We start from the raw sequence: 18,235 nt of genomic DNA on the forward strand, positions 1-18,235 counted from the left end.
ACCATTTAGGCTCCGGGCACGTCCTCATTCACAACCGGCAAGCCAGCCGGGGGGACCGAAACCCGATAGACAGCGCGAACCCGTAAGACACATAGACACGCAATACGGCACATTCGCCGCCAACCGGCAGCAGACAGCCGCCCCGGAGAGATTTTTTCGAGGAAGAGCCACGAGCGGGAACGTTTTCGGGCTGGTTGGATGTTGACCCTGGTACGACAGCTCGTCGAGCTAGAGAAGAGGCGACGTGACTACTGTTCTGACCCCCGCGAGCCCGCTGACGGCCGCCGATCGCTGCGACCGCTGCGGCGCCCAGGCATACCTGCGCGTCGTCCTGCTGAGCGGCGGAGAACTGCTCTTCTGCGCCCACCACGGCCGCAAGTTCGAGCCGGAACTCAAGAAGATCGCCGCTGAGATACAGGACGAGACGGAGCGGCTGACGTCCGCTCCGGCATCCGCCGCCGAAGAAGAGCGCTGAGATCTCGCATCCACGACGAGCCAGTCCCGGCACAAGCCGGTGAACGGGCGGCCGCTCCTCTTGGAGCGGCCGCCCGTCGTCGTGTCCCTCAGCAAGCGATCCAGGGCGTCAGGCGCCCGTGTGGGGCTTCCTTGCGCCGACGCCGCTCGCGCCCGTCCTGACGACTTCGGAGACCCGGGTGTAGACACCGGGACTCCCTGCCCGCCCGCAGCCGCTCCCCCATGACACCAGTCCGATGAGCCGCCCCTCGGCGACCAGCGGCCCTCCGCTGTCGCCCTGGCAGGCGTCCGGGCCGCCCTGGGTCTCTCCGGCGCACAGCATGGACTCCGCGCGATACGCTCCGTCGACACCGCCGGGATAGGCTCGCTCGCACTGGGCGTCCGACAGCACGCGCACGCGTGCTGCCCGCAACTGCCGCGGGTAGTCCCCGGCGCCCGTCGTGTCGCCCCATCCGTACACCGTGGCGCTCGTGCCCGGCGCGTAGGCCGGATCGCCGGCCGCCGCCATGCCGATGACATCGCTCTGCGGCAGGGACGCGGTGAGAGTGAGCACGGCGAAATCGCCGGCATTGGTCGCCGCGTCATAGCGCGGATTGATACGGACCTCGCGTACGGCGATCTCCTTCCCCTCGGCCGACAGGAGATCGGTACGACCCGCGATGACCTTGAGGTCGCGCGCCTCGTTCGGCGGCGCCCCGAGAACCTCCTCGGTCAGACAGTGGGCCGCGGTCAGCACGGTGGTCCGGCCGATCGCCACGCCACCGCAGAACTGCCCCGCCCGCGTACCCCCGAACCGGTCACGGCTGGACAGCGCGACCGTCCAGGGGCTCTGGGAGACATCGACGGGAAAGCCGCCGACGACAACACTGCCGGCAGCCTCCGGGGCCGCGGCGGTCAGGGGTATGGCGGTCGCGGCAGCCGCCAGAACCAGCGGCCGGATCAGTGCTCGCGCGATAGGGCGTCGCATGCACGCTCCTCACTCTGAGTGCCTATGAGACACCCAGAGTCATCCAGAGCACGGCAACCCGCAGCACGAAGGCCCGGCGCCCCACTACGGGGGACCGGGCCTTCGACGTCGTAGCACCGCGATGAGACCTCAATCGGTCGCAACCCGACTTCGTACGACCAGAGGCCGATCGAGATCGATCGACGCGGTCGCCGGACTAGTCGAGGTAGTCACGCAGGACCTGCGAACGCGACGGGTGGCGCAGCTTCGACATCGTCTTGGACTCGATCTGACGGATGCGCTCACGCGTCACGCCGTACACCTTGCCGATCTCGTCGAGGGTCTTCGGCTGCCCGTCGGTGAGACCGAAGCGCATCGAGACGACCCCCGCCTCACGCTCGGACAGGGTGTCGAGGACGGAGTGCAGCTGCTCCTGCAGGAGCGTGAAGCTGACCGCGTCGGCCGGGACGACGGCCTCGGAGTCCTCGATGAGGTCGCCGAACTCGCTGTCGCCGTCCTCGCCCAGCGGGGTGTGCAGCGAGATGGGCTCGCGACCGTACTTCTGGACCTCGATGACCTTCTCCGGGGTCATGTCGAGTTCCTTGGCCAGCTCCTCCGGGGTGGGTTCGCGGCCCAGGTCCTGGAGCATCTGGCGCTGCACACGCGCGAGCTTGTTGATGACCTCGACCATGTGCACCGGGATGCGGATGGTGCGGGCCTGGTCGGCCATGGCGCGGGTGATCGCCTGGCGGATCCACCAGGTGGCGTACGTGGAGAACTTGTAGCCCTTGGTGTAGTCGAACTTCTCGACCGCGCGGATCAGGCCCAGGTTGCCTTCCTGGATGAGGTCCAGGAACAGCATGCCGCGGCCGGTGTAGCGCTTGGCCAGGGAGACCACCAGACGGAGGTTGGCCTCCAGGAGGTGGTTCTTGGCGCGGCGGCCGTCCTCAGCGATGATCTCCAGCTCGCGCTTGAGCTTGGGGGCCAGTTTGTCGGCATTGGCCAGCTTGTCCTCGGCGAACAGGCCCGCCTCGATGCGCTTGGCCAGCTCGACCTCCTGCTCGGCGTTGAGCAGGGGGACCTTGCCGATCTGCTTGAGGTAGTCCTTGACCGGGTCGGCGGTGGCGCCGGCGGCTGCGACCTGCTGCGCGGGCGCGTCGTCCTCGTCCTCGTCGGACAGGACGAAACCGGCGCTCTCGGCGCCCTCGGGCTCCTCTGCACCCTTGGCGTCTTCGAGCACCTCTTCTTCGAGCAGCTCGGCGTCGTCCTTCTTGGCGGTGGTCTTCTTGGCCGCCGTCTTCTTGGCCACGGCCTTCTTGGCGACCGTCTTCTTGGCGGTCGCCTTCTTGGCTGCTGCCTTCTTCGCGGGCGCGACTTCCTCGGCCGGGTCGACGGCGACGGGCTCGGCAGGCACGGCCGGAGCGGACGTGGTGGCGGTGGCCTTCCTGGTGGTCACCGTCTTCGCCGCGACCGTCTTGGTGGCGGTGCGCTTGGCCGGACTCTTCGCTGCGACGCTCTTTCGGGTGCGCTTGGGCTCCGCGGCACTGACCATCAGCGTCACACCCTCTTCCTCGAGGATCTGGTTGAGGCTGCGCAGTACGTTCTTCCACTGAGTGGCCGGAATCTGGTCAGCTTCGAAGGCCCGACGCACGTCGTCGCCGGCGATCTGCCCCTCAGCCTTTCCCCGCTCAATGAGCGCCATGACAGAGACGGACTCGGCGATCTCCGGCGGGAGCGTACGGGATGTGCTGGCCGACACGAACAACCTCTCGGAACGTTGGAAAACGGCTTCCGGCCCCGTCCACGGCGGACTGGAGCCGACCACCGGCCTGGGGATGGGCCGACGGCGCGGGCGGACGCCGGAAGGGCACAGCGCCTTGTATGGCGTCCGTATTCCCTCCGCGGCTGTCACCTCTTAGGTCATCGCGCTGATCCCCCGAGCGTTACGCCCAATCTTCGTGGCCCGAGTCACACCCCGTAAGTGCCCAAAAACGGTCAGATACGGTCAGACGTGGCTGCTGGCGGTATCGACCGGCACCACCGCCGCCATCGGGCCGCATCACCCTGCCGCCGAGCCCCACCGAACCCCTCCGGACCGAGGAGGGCCCGGAAGGGTCCGGCGGGGTCCGGCGAGCGACGGCTCCCGGGCCGGGCACAGCCCTCACAGGGCGGTGCGCCTGCGACCACAGCGCCCGCGGTCCGCGGTCAGTGCTCGCGCGGCGCGGGCACCACACGCTCCACCTCGGGGTGGATGGTGAGCAGTTGACGCATCGCCGCCTCGGCCGCGGCGCCGTCACCGGTGCCGAGCGCGTCGACGATGCGCGCGTGCTGGGCCAGGGAGGCATCGTTCGGCCGGTCACAGCCGGTGACCGGGCCGCCGGAGACCTGGAGCGCGGCCGACACGATGCCCGACAGGTGCTCCAGCATGCGGTTGCCCGCGATCTGGATGAGCAGGGCGTGGAACTCGGCGTCGGCACGGGAGAAGGTGAGGGCGTCACCCTGCCCCATGGCGTGGCTCATGATCTCCACCATGTCGGAAAGGCGCTGCTGGACGTCCTCACGGCCGTGCCCCGCGGCGAGGCGCGCGGCGAGCGGCTCGATCGTCCAGCGCAGCTCACTCAGTTCGCGGCGCTGATCGTCGCGCTGCGGCCCGAATGCGCGCCATTCAATGATGTCCGGGTCCAGGAGGTTCCAGTCACTGACGGGACGCACACGCGTGCCGACGTTCGGGCGGGCGCTGACCAGGCCCTTGGCCTCCAGGACACGGAGGGACTCACGGACGACGGTACGGGACACCTCGAAGCGTTGGCCGATCTCCTCGGGCACGAGCGGGCGGTCCGCGCCGAGGTCGCCCGAAACGATCATCTGGCCCAACTGCTGGACGAGTTGGCCGTGCAGGCCGCGGCCGCGGCTGCCCGCGGCGCGCCGTCCCACCCGGCCCAGGTCGGGGTCCGCACCCTCCCAGGCGGGCGTTCCGAGCCGGTCGGCTGCGGGGCCCTCGGCGTAGGGGTAGCGGTCGAGTTCGCCCGGTCCGACCAGACCTGAGTCGGTGGAGCGGGCGGCGGTCATCATGGTGTGCGCAAGGGTACTCACGGATCCTTTGTCGGCGCTGTCTCCAACTGCCTTGAGGTCTTTGGTGAAAAGCACACGAAAGGGTGATCGCTCACCCCGTCGCAATTGACGCCTTATCGGAAAGAAATGGGCGCGCTCCGGGGGAGTTGTGCACACAGCCGGATCGGAAGCGCGCGGACGGTCGTCATCTGACCCTGCTGCGCAGCGTCGTGAGCAGATACGCACAGAGCAGGGCGGTCAGCGACAACGCCAGTGCGCCGCCCACGGGTTGGACGAGCACCCGGGCCACCACGGCCAGGTACCGCTCTCCCCCGAAGGGCCACTGGAGCAGGAAGACCTCCCGCATCCGGACCGGAAGACCCGCCGCGGTCCGCACGGCCGGGCCGCCCACCATCTTCTGCACGACGGGGACGACCACGACCGGTACGGCGAGCACCGCGGCGAGCCCGGCCGTCGTGGACCGGAAGACGCCCGCCGCCAGCACCCCGGCCCAGGCGCACCCGACCACCAGCCCGAACCAACTCGCACTCAGCGAAAGCCAGTCGGCGGGAACTTCCGCAAGCTCCCGCCCGTAGACGACATAGAGCACTTCGGCGTCGCAGCCCACGGTGAGGAAGGCCAGCATCAGCGCCGTGGCCCCGGAGACGAGCAGTTTTGCGGTGAGCAGGCCCAGCCGACGGGGCACGGAACCGCGGTCCGCCGCCAGGGCGGGGTGGCGGAACTCGTCCCCGAAGGCCAGCGCGCCGAGCAGCCCCGCGCCGAGCGCCGCGGGCGGCAGGGGCACCTCCCGGGGCCATGCGGCGAACAGGCGCGCCTGCGGGGTGTGACCGATGCGGGCGAGCAGGACGGCCGTGACCGCGGAGACGACGAGCACGACACCACAGGTGAGAAAGCCCGTGCCGATCCCCGTGGCGCGGCGCAATTCGTAGCGCAGGGGGCGGAGGGGGCTGGGGGCGGGGCGGACGGAGATGGGGGGAGGGAGAGGGGACAAAGAGCCGGGGGTGAGCGATCCGGTGGCGCGATGCGAAGGCCCGGCCCCGGGTCGGGCGGCGGGTACGCGGCCGATGACCGGCGCCGCGGGGCCAGTGGTGGAACCGGGTGAGGTGGGTGCGGCGTCCGGGGTCTGAGCGGAGGAGGGGGCCGGGGTCTCGGCCCCCGGCGTGGGTCCGGTCGGTTCCGGACCGCCGGGCGTGTGGTCGTCGGATTCCAGGGGGTGGCCGTCAGCGGGGGTCGGCGCGCCCTCGGAGGGAGGTGTGCCGGGCAGGTCACGGGATGTCGCCGCCGACGGCGCGCCCACGGGAAGTGGTGCCTCAGGATCGCCCCGGCCCTCCGTCGCCACGGGTGATTCATGAGCCGCTCGCTGTCGCCTCAGGACGGACAGGCCGCGGCCCGGTCGCAGCCGGACCCCTTCCGGACTCGCTTGGCTCTGCCCTTGTCCGCCGGCCGTCGTTTCGTGCGCGGGCTTCGGCCCGCCCGGCACCTCCGGCACGTCGACCGGGTGCTCCCCATCGTGCGGGCGGGTTCCGGCGCCCGGTCCCATGTCGCCCACCTCGTCCGCGAGTTGGTGGACGAGGATGCCGTGCCGGAAGGCGACGTCACCGATGTCCGCAGTCGTACTGCCGTACACGGAAAGACGGTTGCCCTCCTCTCGAACGATCTCGACGGACCGCCGGTCGGTGCGGGCCTCCTTGGTGAGCAGGGCGGCGAGGCGGGCGGGGTGCGGGGTGCGGACCGCCACTCGGGGACGCAGACGTGTGCGGGCGAACTCCACGGCCTCCTGGTCGGCGACGAGTCTGCCCTGCTCCAGGGTGACGACCCGGTCCGCGTTGCGGGCCGCCTCCTTGGGTTCGGCGGTGGTGAACAGGACCGTGCCGCCCTGGGTCGCATGCGCCCGGAGCATGCCGTGCAGCCAACGGGCTTCACGGGCGGACAGCCCGTCCACGGGTGCGTCCAGCACCAGGGTGTGCGGGTCGGGCAGCAGAGCACAGGCTAGTCCGAGCCGGCGGTCCATCCCGCGCGAGAGCGTGCCCAGGCGCTCCTCTCGCAGGCTGACGAGGCCGACGACTTCGAGAACCTCGTCGGCGCGCCGGGCCGGGACCCCCGTGGCGGCGCACAGCATGCGCAGATGCCCGCGGACCGAGCGCGCCGGATGCCCGGGTACGTCACCGAGGAGGACGCCCACCTCGCGCGACGGGTGGGCGATCCGGTGCAGTGGCCGCCCTCTGAAGTGGGTGATCCCCCGGCCCCGTTGGAGTTCGAGCATCAGTCTGAGCGCCGTTGTCTTGCCGGCGCGGGGCGCACCCAGGAGTGCCGTGACACGGCCCGCGGGTGCCTCGAAGGAGACATCGTTGACGGCGGGCGGGTGCGCCTTGCGGGGGTTGCTGGTCAGTCCGAAGGCCTGGATCACCTGCAGCAAGATAGCGCGCTGAGTCCCTTTTTCCGGGTATCACCCTGTCTGCCCAGTGCTGGGGGTCTTCCTCCTGATGTTTCTGCCGGCGGTTCCCCGGTCCGGGCCGGTGCGGGGTACGGAAAGAGGGGCCTGCTCGCACCGTCCGGCCCTGTCCGCTCAGACCTCGGGACGCAGCATCGGAGGGTTGAGCAGCGTGGCACCGCCGGCTCGGAAGAGCTGGGCGGGACGGCCGCCCTGGCGTGTGGTCGTGCCTCCGGTGGGGACGAGGAATCCGGGGGTTCCGGTCACCTTGCGGTGGAAGTTGCGTGGGTCGAGGGCCACTCCCCACACCGCCTCGTAGACACGGCGCAGCTCACCGACAGTGAACTCGGGCGTGCAGAACGCGGTCGCCAGGGACGAGTACTCGATCTTGGAACGGGCCCGTTCCACCCCGTCGGCCAGGATCTGGGCGTGATCGAAGGCGAGCGGTGCCAGGGGTTCGCCGTCACGGCCGTACCCCCCCTGCTGCAGCAGTTCCTCCACCGGAGCCCAGCGCGCGTTGCTCGCGTCGCCGCCCGCGCGGGGCGCGGGCAGGTCGGGGGCGAGCGCCAGGTGAGCGACGCTGACCACACGCATGCGCGGGTCCCGCTTGGGATCGCCGTACGTCGCGAGCTGTTCGAGGTGGGCGCCGTTGTCCTGGGCCGGGGCGGACGGGTCATGGGCATGCAGGCCCGTCTCCTCGGCCAACTCGCGCGCCGCGGCCTGCGCGAGATCCTCGTCGGCCCTGACGAAGCCGCCGGGCAGCGCCCATCGCCCCTGGAACGGTGCCTCGCCCCTGCGCACCGCCAGCGCACACAGGGCGTGGCGGCGCACGGTCAGCACGACCAGGTCCACGGTGACGGCGAAGGGCGGAAACGCTGACGGGTCGTAGGGCATGCCGCGATCATAGTCGTCTGCCTGACGATAAACACTCCCTTCGCCGACCACATCGCCGACCGATCCGTTCGGGTCCGATGCCGGACGCGCGAGCGGTTTCCGGTTCTTCATCCGAATGGCATCGTGCGAGGTCACACTCCCGGTTGCCGGCCGTCCGCAGGCTTGTCGATCATGGCGAACCCTTGGCGGCCGCCCTGTACGGAACACGGGGGTCCGCGGCCCGCAGCCCCCTCGTGGGCTCCCTCCCAGGGGCAGGCACTGCGCCGGTCGAAGGACGACCGTCCGGATGCGGGTGTCGTAGTGGTTGCCCATGATCGCCGTCAGGATCAGTACCCCGCGGGGCCGCCGCCTCGGCCGCGCCCGGGAGAGCTGCACCGCCTGGTCGCAGCAACCAGCGCGGACGGCGGAACCTTGATCGGGTCAGGCCGTGCGGCCGATGACGGTTTCTGCCGCCGAGTCGCAGGCGGTCCGGGACTGCCCGTCGCCACCGGCCTGCGTCGCGTCCGCCGCCGCTCACGAGTCCTCCGCGGCGCCATCGCCGCCGGCCCGTGAGCCTCCCGCAGATGCGCGGCCCGCGTCGCTCCTGTCCGCGGCACGCGCACGTGTACCGTCCGTAGCCGACACGCCGGGGCGCGTGGAGCCCTCGCCCCGGGAGGGGCGCCGGGGGGCCAGCCGCGAACGCCGCCCCTCCGCTCGTACCGGACGGGCGTCGCCGTCGGAGCCTGCCCGGACGCGTACGCGGCGCCGACGGCGCGATCCGGACTCCGACGAGTCCTTACCTGCTGCCGGTGACGTCTGCTTCCGGCATGTCGCCTCTGTCGCTTCGGTCCGTGCCTCCGGACGGTCGGCGCGCTCCGCGCGCAGACAGCGGCGGATCGCCTCCGGGTCCAGGCCCTCGTTGCAGGCCTGATGCAGCAGACGTGCGAACAGGTAGTCGGGGTCAGCACCGAGGGCCATGGCCAGCGCTTCCCTGGCCTCCAGGTCGTCGCCGACGGACCAGGCGACCCAGCCCGCGAGGGTGAGCGGCGCGGCGGCATGTTCGCCGTACGGTCCGACGCAGCGACGGGCCAGGGCGCGCCACAGGCGCAGGGCGGGACCGGCGTCGTCGCCCTCCATCCATGCGGCGGCCCGGTCACGGGTGGTGCGGTCCTGGAGGCCGAGGATCAACTGTGCCGCTTCGTCGTGGGTGAGCAGTGCGTCGTCGCGCAGGTCCGCCGGGAGTGTGCCGGGCGCCGGGGCCGCCGCCGCGAACTTGGTGAGCACGCGCTCGGCGAGGCGCAGCGTTTCCTCCGCCACGTCTGCGCGGTCCGCGTCGTCGAGAAGCCGGGGCACCAGGGCGGCGCCCGCGGTGTCCAGCGCGATCTCCTGTTCCAGTGCGGCGGAGATCTCCCAGGGCAGCAGCCGGGCCCGCAGCTCGCGCAGCGTGCCGCGTACTTGGAGACCGGCGTAGGTCGCGGCGGCGGCCAGCACGGAGGTGCCGGGCAGTCCCATGGGTGTTCCGTCGTCCGGGCAGCAGCCCGCGTTCGGGCAGCAGTACGACCAGAAACGGCCGTCCGAAATACACAGGGCCTCGATGACGGGTACGTCCAGGGCGCCGCATTCGGTGCGCAGCAGTTGGGCGAGCGGCTGAAGGCGCTGCATGACCTCGCGGCCAGTCTCCCCCTTCGCCGGTTCCTGGCAGACGTAGGCGACGATCTGCGCGGGCCGCGATCCCCGGCGTTCGCTGCCGGCCACCAGGCCATGGGCCAGTTGCCGGGCGGCCGACGCCCAGTCGTCCCTGCTCGCGGGGATGCCGAGCCTTGCCCGGCCGCCGAACCGGCCGCGTCCGTCCCGGTCGTGGAGAGCCACCAGCACGATGCTGTCCTCGGGGCGGTATCCGAGCAGATACGGCAGGGCATCGGCCAGTTCGGCCGGGGTGCGCAGGGTGACCTGTGTGTCGTGGGCGGCACGGCGGTCGAGTTCCTTTTGTTCCGTGACGTCGCCGTTTTCGGCGGGTCCAGTCGATTCGCTGTGATTCGTCATGCGCCGACGATCTCGCGGATCTTGAGATTCCGCTTGAGTCTGTGGATAAGCCGAGGCAGGGTCACGACAATCACGTCGGTGGGGCCGTCGCTTGTCCACAGGCGCCGTTCGGCTGTCGCCGGTGTCCTGTTGGATGGGATGCATGGAGCACACGAGCAACACGGATCTGCGAGCACAGGCCGACATCGTCCTTGCCCGGCTGGTCGGGGATGCCACGGGCGCCGCCCGGCTGCGCGAGGACCAGTGGCGGGCGATCGAGGCGCTGGTCGCCGATCGCCGCAGAGCCCTTGTCGTCCAGCGCACGGGATGGGGCAAGTCCGCGGTCTATTTCGTGGCGACGTCGCTGTTGCGTGCCCGGGGCAGCGGCCCCACCGTGATCGTCTCGCCACTCCTCGCGCTGATGCGCAACCAGGTGGACGCCGCTGCCCGAGCCGGCATCCACGCCCGGACCATCAACTCCTCCAACACCGAGGAGTGGGATTCCATCCAGACGGAGATCACGGCGGGCACCGTCGATGTCCTGCTCGTCAGCCCGGAACGGCTGAACAACCCAGACTTCCGCGACCAGGTCCTGCCCAAGCTGGCCGCCGCGACCGGGCTGCTCGTCGTGGACGAGGCCCACTGCATCTCCGACTGGGGCCACGACTTCCGGCCCGACTACCGCCGGCTGCGCACCATGCTCGCCGACCTCCCGCCCGGTGTGCCCGTGCTGGCCACTACCGCCACGGCCAACGCGCGCGTGACCGCCGATGTCGCCGAGCAGCTCGGTACGGGGGGCTCGTCGGACGCACTGGTCCTGCGCGGCCCGTTGGACCGGGACAGCCTGAGCCTGGGCGTGCTGCGGCTGCCGGACGCCGCGCACCGCATGGCCTGGCTCGCCGACCACCTCGACGATCTGCCGGGTTCGGGCATCGTCTACACGCTGACGGTGGCTGCCGCCGAGGAGGTCACCGCCTTCCTGCGGCAGCGCGGGCACATCGTCGCCTCGTACACGGGCAAGACGGAGAACGCCGAACGGCAACAGGCCGAGGAGGATCTGCTTGCCAACCGGGTCAAGGCGCTGGTCGCGACCTCCGCACTCGGCATGGGCTTCGACAAGCCCGACCTCGGGTTCGTGGTGCACCTGGGCTCGCCCTCCTCCCCCATCGCCTACTACCAGCAGGTGGGACGGGCCGGCCGAGGCGTAAAGCATGCCGAGGTGCTCCTGATGCCGGGCCGGGAGGACGAGGCCATCTGGGAATACTTCGCCTCGCTCGCCTTCCCGCCCGAGGACCTGGTGCGCCGCACACTCGACGTCCTCGCCGGATCGGACCGTCCGCTGTCGCTGCCCGCCCTGGAGCCCCTGGTGGAGCTGCGGCGCTCACGTCTGGAGACCATGCTGAAGGTCCTCGACGTGGATGGGGCGGTCAAGCGGGTCAAGGGCGGCTGGGTCGCCACGGGGCAGCCGTGGACGTACGAGGCCGAGCGGTACGACTGGGTGGCCCGCCAGCGCAAGGCCGAGCAGCAGGCCATGCGCGAGTACGCCGACAGCGCGGGCTGCCGGATGGAGTTCCTGCAGCGGCAGCTGGACGACGAGGGGGCCAAACCGTGCGGCCGCTGCGACAACTGCGCCGGTAGCCGGTTCTCGGCGGACACGACGGTGGCCGCGCTGGACGCCGCGCGCGTCGATCTGCGGCGGGCGGGCGTCGAGGTCGAGCCCCGGCGCATGTGGCCGACGGGGCTGCCTGCGATCGGCATCGACCTCAAGGGGCGGATTCCTGCCGGGGAACAGGCGGGGCCGGGGCGCGCGTTGGGGCGCTTGTCGGATATCGGCTGGGGCAATCGGCTGCGGCCGATGCTCGCGCCCTCGACACCGGACGCGCCCGTGCCGGACGACGTGGCGCGGGCCGTGGTGGATGTGCTGGCCGACTGGGCCAAGGGTCCCGGCGGCTGGGCCACGAGGGCCGCCGACGCGCAGCCGCGGCCGGTCGGTGTGGTCGCACTTGCCTCGCGCACCCGGCCACAGCTGATCCACTCCCTGGGCACGCGCATCGCGGAGGTCGGCCGCCTGCCGCTACTCGGGTCGGTGGAGTACACGGGAGAAGCGCCACGGTTGTCCCGCAGCAACAGCGCGCAGCGTCTGCACGCACTGGACGGCACGCTGGTCGTGCCACCCGCACTGGCCTCCGCGCTCCTGGCGGCGGGCGGTCCGGTCCTGCTCGTGGACGACTACACCGAGACCGGCTGGACCCTGGCGGTCGCGGCCCGCCTTCTCAGGAGGGCGGGAGCGCAGGGAGTGCTGCCGCTGGTCCTGGCCGTCCAGGGCTGATATCCGCCACACCGGCGCACGCTCGGCGCACGGCGTCCGAAAACGGCGGGACCGCCGGTCCCACGAGTCGTCGGACGACTCTCTGGGTAGGGATATAAGCCACAGATCCCTGGATAAGGGTCGCTGGCCCCAATTGCTCGTTGCCGCATCCAAGTTCGACAGGAAGAATTGAAGCCCGCTCCCCGCACGGTTCGTCCGTGATCCGGTTGGGCTTTGCTGCGGTGCGCGTCCCCCAGTCCGACCCCGCCCGCAGTGTGGGCGCGTAGCCGAAGGGAGAAACGTGACCTTCGGATTCGCTCCGTCCTCGGGGGCATCCTTCTCGACGCCCGCGTCCGCCGCTTCCACCAACCGCCTGCTTGAACCCGCGGAGTGGGCCGCCGCGGGGATCCCGCTGCTGCGCAACCCCCGTGAGGTCGTCAGCGGGCTGCACACCCGGCACCGGCCCAAGGCGACGACCGCGGTCGTCGCGGTCCTCGACCCCGAGGAAAGACTGCTGGCCAGCGCCTCGTTCATCCGTCGCCCGGTACCGGCCGACGGGTGGATGTTCCGCAATGCGCTGCTGTCCCAACTGCGCCGGGTCATCCCGCACGACCTGCGGCGCCGCACGCCCGTGCGCACGGCGGTGCTGCTCTACTGCCGTGAAGGGGACGCGCGTTGGACAGAGGAGGACGGCGCATGGATGTGGGGCCTGCGTGACGCCTGCACCCTGCACGGATTGCGCTGCGGGGCGTACATCACGCTGACCCGGGACGGCTGGCAGGTACTCGGCGAGGGCCGCGGCGGCCGTCGCCCGAACGTGGACTCGACGCCGGAACCTTTCGCCACCGCGGACGCCCCACCGTCCTCACCCCGCACCGGCGGCGCCGTTTCGGAGGTATTGCGCCGCGCGGCGGCCCGTTGAGCGGTACGGTCCTGTGACCAAGCAGATCGGCTCCGTGCTCGGCGGAGCCGGCCAGTCTCGTGCCGGCCCGTGTGACCGACGCCGGTACGAGATCCGCAGTGGGCCGGTTGCCCGGGCCATCGCAGCCCCATGCCCGGTACGCAGTCCAATGCCCGGTACCGGTGCGGCGCTTCCCCGGCAGAAAGGGCCGCTCCCCGGTTTCCGGGCATGCCAAAAGCACCACCGTGCCTGTGCCGCCGAAGCGGTAGCTTCGACGCCCCGCGCTGCTCTCGGTGTTCCGGCTGGGTACCGGACCCGGATCAGACGCCCGTGCCCAGCACCGCGTTGATCTGCTGCGGGTCACCGCAGACGATCAACAGGGCACCGGCCCGGGCATGGGCCAGCGGGAGGGCGGCGGCGGCAGCCGTGTCAGGACCGCCGTTGACCGCGACCACGACCACCGGACGGGATGCCGCACGGGAGGCGCCGACGGCGTCCGCGTAGAAGACGTCGTCGCCTGCATCGTGCTGCGCCCAGTAGGAGGCGTCGCCGAAGGACAGTTCGTGCTCGGCCCACGGATGCGGCCGACCGGTGGTGATCACCAGCACATCACCGGGAGAGCGGCCCGACTCCAGGAGCAGGTCCACCGCCTCGTCGGCGGCATCGAGTGCTCCCTCGGCAGAGGCCGGAATCAGTTGGATCTGCGGGTTCGCCGCCGAGGCGGCGGAGGCGGCCGGACCCGACGGGCCCGGCTCGCTGGCGGCCACGTCACGCGGCGTACGTTGCATCGGCGGCGCGGGCCGGAGAGGGCCTGGGCGACCGGGACGCGACGGAGCCGCGGGGCGGGGGCCGGGTACGGGACGGGGGGTCGGCGCGGTGCGGCCGCTGGACGGCGTGGCGCGGGGACCCTGGGCACTCTCGTGAATCTGAGGCTCCTCGGGAATGAGAGGCATGAGCTGATATTTATCAAACGCCGGTCTGGCACGCACGACCGGGTGGCACAACAGTGCGAGTGGAATCGTCAGAAGTCGAAGCCGAGCTGGCCCTCGACCTCTGGAACGCTTCCATCCGCCCAGCTGCGGGCCTTCTTGAGGTGCCGCCACTGGGGCAGCGCATCAAGATACGCCCACGACAACCGGTGGTACGGGGTGGGGCCCCGCTCCTCCAGTGCGGCCTTGTGCACGGGAGACGGATACCCCGCGTTGTCCGCAAAACCGAAGTCTGCATGGTCGATACCCAGTTCGGCCATCATTTTGTCGCGCTGAACCTTGGCGATCACCGAGGCCGCCGCCACCGCCACGCAGGACCGGTCGCCCTTGATCACCGTACGTACCTTCCAGGGCGTGCCGAGGTAGTCGTACTTCCCGTCGAGGATCACCGCGTCGGGGCGGACCGGAAGGGCCTCCAAGGCGCGCCCGGCCGCGAGCCGCAAGGCCGCCGTCATCCCCAATTCGTCGATCTCCTGCGGGGAGGAGTGGCCCAGGGCGTAGGAGGTCACCCAGGTCCGCAGCGTCTCGGCCAGCACTGTGCGCCGTTTGACGGTGATCAGCTTGGAGTCGGTGAGACCCTCGGGGGGCCGGCGAAGTCCGGTGACGGCTGCACAGACGGTGACGGGTCCGGCCCACGCGCCGCGCCCCACCTCGTCGACACCGGCAATGACCTTCGCTCCGGTCGTGGCGCGGAGGGAGCGCTCGACGGTGTGAGTAGGCGGTTCGTACGGCATGGCGCCCTTAGCGTACGCCGCCCGGATCCTCCGGCGACACCCCGGCCCACCACTGCGGCCGGGGTGCGGCCACACCCCGCAGTCAGGCCCCCTCGGGCCGGAGCAGCGGCAGCATCAACTGGTCGATCATCTCTTGGACGTCACGATCGGACCATTCACTGGCGCACATCTTGGTGCGGTACATCATCATCGCCGGGATGGCGTCGCAGACATAGCTGTTCGCCGCGTCGGGGCGCACCTCTCCGCGCGCGATTCCGCGGATGATGATCTCGTGCAGCAGCTTGATCGCCGGTTCCACGACACCCCCGATGATCACGCTGTGGAAGCGCTCCGCCTGCATCGTGTCGCATTCGTGAATCACCGAGCGCAATGCAAAGCCGGGGCGGGAGAACATCGCGTCGCGCGCTTGGAGGCACAGGGCCAGCAGATCCTCGCGCACACTCCCGAGGTCGGGGGCCTCGTCCATCCGCGGCAGACCGGCCTGCAGGGCGTCGGCGACGAGATCCTCCTTGGAGGGCCAGCGGCGGTAGACCGCGGCCTTGCCGGTCTGAGCACCGGCCGCGACCCCCTCCATCGTGAGGCCGTTCCAGCCGACGGTGCTGAGCTGCTCCAGGGCGGCATCGAGGATCGCGCTTTCGAGTACGGCGCCGCGCCGGCGAAGGGAGGCCGCCCGAGCGGGGGCGGCGCTCCAGTGCGAGGTAACCATCTGGATTTCTCCAACAGACAAGGGGAGGCGGGAATTCCGACACAAGGGGCGCATCACACGGCGACAGCGGGGGACGCGACGCGCAGGTAAGGATTAAGTGAACGCTTGCGTTCTCTGTTGGGGACTCACTACCGTTGGCGCGACAGTGAACGCGAGCGTTCACTAACGCCTTCGCGGGGGACCCATAGTGACAACCTCTCAACTCATTCAGGACAAAACACCAGGAGCGACCGACCGGAAGGGGCACTCCGGTATCGCGCTCACTGTCATCGCGGCCTGCCAACTCATGGTGGTACTCGACGCGCCGGTTCCATCGCGTGTTTCACCGTCCTCGACATCGCCATCGCCCGTGTGGAACAAACGGGGGTCGACCACGCCCTCGACCAGCATCTCAGGCAACGGCGCCTCTTTCGATGGCTCGGGCACCGGAACCGTCTGAATCCCCTGTACCTCCGCCAGCGCCTCCACCACGCGCTCCCATGTGCCGTCCGCGCCCCAACGGGTCCAGCGGCTCATGAGGGACTTGCCCACACCATGAGCCATCCGCGAAGCGGCCTCGTTCCATGTCTTCGCCATCCGCGCTTTCCACAGGATCGCCTCGACGGCTTCACGGGCCGGTAGGTCAGTGGACTTTCCCGATCCCCGGCCGGTCCTGGTGACAAGCGGCTGGATGAGCGCCCACGCCGTATCGGGGACCTCGACCGGAATGAGCAGGCCGCGGCTTTTGAACCACGTGCCGACGGCGCAGCCCGAGCGTCCCTTGCGTACGGGGACAGGGCTCTGGAGTGTGACTCGGAGGTCGATAAGATCGATGACGTCCGCCCGATCCTCATTGTTCATGGACGGCATCTGGACACGAGCCCGTTCGGCAAGGGCGCGAAGGTCCCTGGCTCGGCGCTCGGCGGCCTCGTTCTCTCGCTGCCATGCGACGGCTTCCCCGCGGAGCTTGCGCAGCTGGCCGAGTTCGGCGTTCATGGAGGCAGTGGTCTGGGTCACGAGCTGGGTCGCGGCATCTTGATCAAGACCTTGCTGCGCGGCCTGGACGGCCGTCACAGACATCACCGTGGCGATCGCCTTCTCCTGCACCGCAATCTGTGCATCGAGCTCCTCGATACGGTCGCCCTGGCCGCTTCGGACGCCCAGCGTGGCATCGACCCATTCCTGGGCCAGCTCCATCAGCGCGTCCGGGCTCTTGAGGAGCCTGCTGACGCGCCGCCACACCTCCTGCTCGATCCGCTCCGCATCGATCTGGCTGCAGGCGCACACCGGGCTTCCGGCATGACGGGGCTGCTTGCCCGAGCAGATGTACTTGCGCCTTCCCGTAGTCGTCTGGATCTGCCCGACGTAGTGGGCGCCGCACCAGCTCACGATGCGCTTGGACAGTGGATAGGCATGCGAGCGCTCACGCGACGCCCGTTGCGTGCCGATTCGAGCGGCTGCCTCTTTCAGCTCGCGGACTTCGTCTTTCGTGAACACCTCGTCCAACTTGATGACTACCGTGGCTCCGAAGACGGGGTTGCCGTCCCTGTCGACTTTGGTCCCGCGCCCGGATCGTGCGTCCTTGGAACGCGCGTCTCGGAACACCTGCACTCCTTCAAGTACCGCGCGGGACATCACACGTGCCCGGAGATTCTCTCGGGACCAAGGGGCTCCCGAGCGCGTCAGCAACCCTTCGGAGTTCAGGACGAGCGCAGCCTGAGTCCAGTTCTTGAGCTCGTGCACGATGAGGTACAGCGCGCGCCGCAAGGTATTCGCTTCACCTTTGGGGACGCCCTCCTCCTCGTACAGGTCCAGCACGAGCCAGCTCTCGCCCTTCTTTCCCTGGTCCTGAATCCGCCAGCCGTACGGCACCGTCCCGCCGGTATGGCCGCCTTCTTCCGCCTTCTCCTGAAGGCCGCCCTGTGTGCGGTCCCTGATCTTCTCCCGCTCGTCCTCCGCGTAGTCGGCCCCTTTGCGCATCTTCGAGCGGCCCGCAGGGGTGGTGTTGTCGTAGTCGTCCTTCACGACCGCCACGAAGACCCCGAGGTCCTCCAGTTCCCAACCCCACGGCCAGAACGCTCGTCCTCGGCGGCCGATGGCCCGCTCTTCATAGACCACGACGACATCGAACGGGCGGGGTTCGGTGCGGGCATCCCTCATGAGGCGGCGGAGGTCCTTCCGCTTGTGCGCCTCCAAGCTCCCGCTGAAGCCCTCATCGGCGTAGGTGTCGGTGTGTGACCATCCCTTCGCCTCGATGTACTTGGCCGTCTTCTTGCCCGTGTAGGTAATGCCGTAGCCCTTGACCTGCTCCTCGGTGGACACCCGCAGGTAGTCCACGGCTCGGAGCGGAGGAGCGGATGTGGACCGAAGTGCGGTGTCGACGGCTCCCACCACAAGGTTTGTCATTTTCATCCCATTTGTTCTGGAATGGCTGGATATCGGAGCGCTGCGCCGCAGCCGTGATCGCATGCGGACCGGCAGCGTAGCTCCGCTCCCGCAAGAGCGCTGCAAACCTCCGACCAGGCCAGCTACTGCTCTCCAAGCGCGTGATCGCCGTCTTCCCGCAGGGCGTTGCCGAACAGGGCCCGAGCGAAGCGGAGCCGCTCAGTCCGGCTCCAGCGGCCCGCACGCCACCGAATGGTGACGCAACCGACTTCCACGATGGCGGTGGGATCACCCGCCCCGCGCTTCGATCCCCTGGTCGACGAGGTTGGGGGATCCAGACCGTGCTCTGCGGGATCGGCGGGATGCTCTGGATCGGCGTGCGGGCCACGGCCCTCGCTCTGCTGTGGGGCTGGCG

General features: G+C 70.1%; 12 protein-coding genes and 1 pseudogene. 3 read left to right on the top strand and 10 right to left on the bottom strand.

The features are described from left to right. Positions 1-244: 244 nt before the first annotated feature. Positions 245-475 carry a hypothetical protein gene (locus ACFYTE_RS23610; RefSeq protein ID WP_388713695.1) on the top strand — a complete coding sequence of 77 codons (231 nt, stop codon included), beginning with the start codon at positions 245-247 and terminating at the stop codon, positions 473-475. Between the two features lie 108 nt (positions 476-583). Here the strand turns inward: ACFYTE_RS23610 and ACFYTE_RS23615 are convergent, their stop codons facing one another. The 6 genes from ACFYTE_RS23615 to ACFYTE_RS23640 form a co-directional block, all read right to left on the bottom strand. Beyond that, a complete protein-coding gene (locus ACFYTE_RS23615) occupies positions 584-1,441 on the bottom strand; it encodes a serine protease (RefSeq protein ID WP_388713698.1) in 858 nt (285 codons plus the stop codon). Positions 1,442-1,637: 196 nt separating this feature from the next. Then, a complete protein-coding gene (locus ACFYTE_RS23620) occupies positions 1,638-3,179 on the bottom strand; it encodes an RNA polymerase sigma factor (protein ID WP_388713701.1) in 1,542 nt (513 codons plus the stop codon). Between the two features lie 446 nt (positions 3,180-3,625). Next, complete coding sequence (locus ACFYTE_RS23625) at positions 3,626-4,513, bottom strand: FadR/GntR family transcriptional regulator (RefSeq protein WP_388713704.1); 888 nt, start codon at positions 4,511-4,513, stop codon at positions 3,626-3,628. 163 nt (positions 4,514-4,676) lie between these two features. Beyond that, positions 4,677-6,899 carry an ATP-binding cassette domain-containing protein gene (locus tag ACFYTE_RS23630; protein ID WP_388713707.1) on the bottom strand — a complete coding sequence of 741 codons (2,223 nt, stop codon included), beginning with the start codon at positions 6,897-6,899 and terminating at the stop codon, positions 4,677-4,679. A 159-nt stretch (positions 6,900-7,058) separates the two neighbouring features. Continuing rightward, on the bottom strand, positions 7,059-7,817 hold the full coding sequence (locus ACFYTE_RS23635; RefSeq protein WP_358907349.1) for an NUDIX hydrolase: 759 nt from the start codon (positions 7,815-7,817) through the stop codon (positions 7,059-7,061). 513 nt (positions 7,818-8,330) lie between these two features. Next, the gene (locus ACFYTE_RS23640; protein ID WP_388713711.1) at positions 8,331-9,839 is read right to left on the bottom strand and encodes a DUF4192 domain-containing protein; all 1,509 of its coding nucleotides are present in this window, start codon (positions 9,837-9,839) and stop codon (positions 8,331-8,333) included. A 142-nt stretch (positions 9,840-9,981) separates the two neighbouring features. Between ACFYTE_RS23640 and ACFYTE_RS23645 the strand changes: the two genes are divergently transcribed. Continuing rightward, positions 9,982-12,147, top strand: coding sequence for a RecQ family ATP-dependent DNA helicase (locus tag ACFYTE_RS23645; RefSeq protein ID WP_388713714.1), 2,166 nt, complete (start codon positions 9,982-9,984; stop codon positions 12,145-12,147). A gap of 280 nt (positions 12,148-12,427) precedes the next feature. Further along, the gene (locus ACFYTE_RS23650) at positions 12,428-13,048 is read left to right on the top strand and encodes a hypothetical protein (RefSeq protein ID WP_388713717.1); all 621 of its coding nucleotides are present in this window, start codon (positions 12,428-12,430) and stop codon (positions 13,046-13,048) included. A 299-nt stretch (positions 13,049-13,347) separates the two neighbouring features. Here ACFYTE_RS23650 and ACFYTE_RS23655 read toward each other — a convergent pair whose 3' ends face one another. The 4 genes and pseudogenes from ACFYTE_RS23655 to ACFYTE_RS23670 form a co-directional block, all read right to left on the bottom strand. After that, positions 13,348-13,980: a hypothetical protein gene (locus ACFYTE_RS23655; protein ID WP_388713720.1), complete on the bottom strand. Its 633-nt coding sequence runs from the start codon at positions 13,978-13,980 to the stop codon at positions 13,348-13,350. Between the two features lie 68 nt (positions 13,981-14,048). Next, on the bottom strand, positions 14,049-14,750 hold the full coding sequence (locus tag ACFYTE_RS23660) for a ribonuclease HII (protein WP_388713723.1): 702 nt from the start codon (positions 14,748-14,750) through the stop codon (positions 14,049-14,051). Positions 14,751-14,832: 82 nt separating this feature from the next. Beyond that, entirely contained in the window at positions 14,833-15,456 is a 624-nt protein-coding gene (locus ACFYTE_RS23665) for a TetR/AcrR family transcriptional regulator (RefSeq protein WP_388713725.1), read from the bottom strand. A 480-nt stretch (positions 15,457-15,936) separates the two neighbouring features. Then, a pseudogene (locus ACFYTE_RS23670) lies at positions 15,937-17,904 on the bottom strand (recombinase family protein); the annotation flags it as partial. Between the last annotated feature and the right edge of the window lie 331 nt (positions 17,905-18,235).

This window comes from Streptomyces sp. NPDC004629 (assembly GCF_042873595.1).
Classification (GTDB): Bacteria; Actinomycetota; Actinomycetes; order Streptomycetales; family Streptomycetaceae; genus Streptomyces.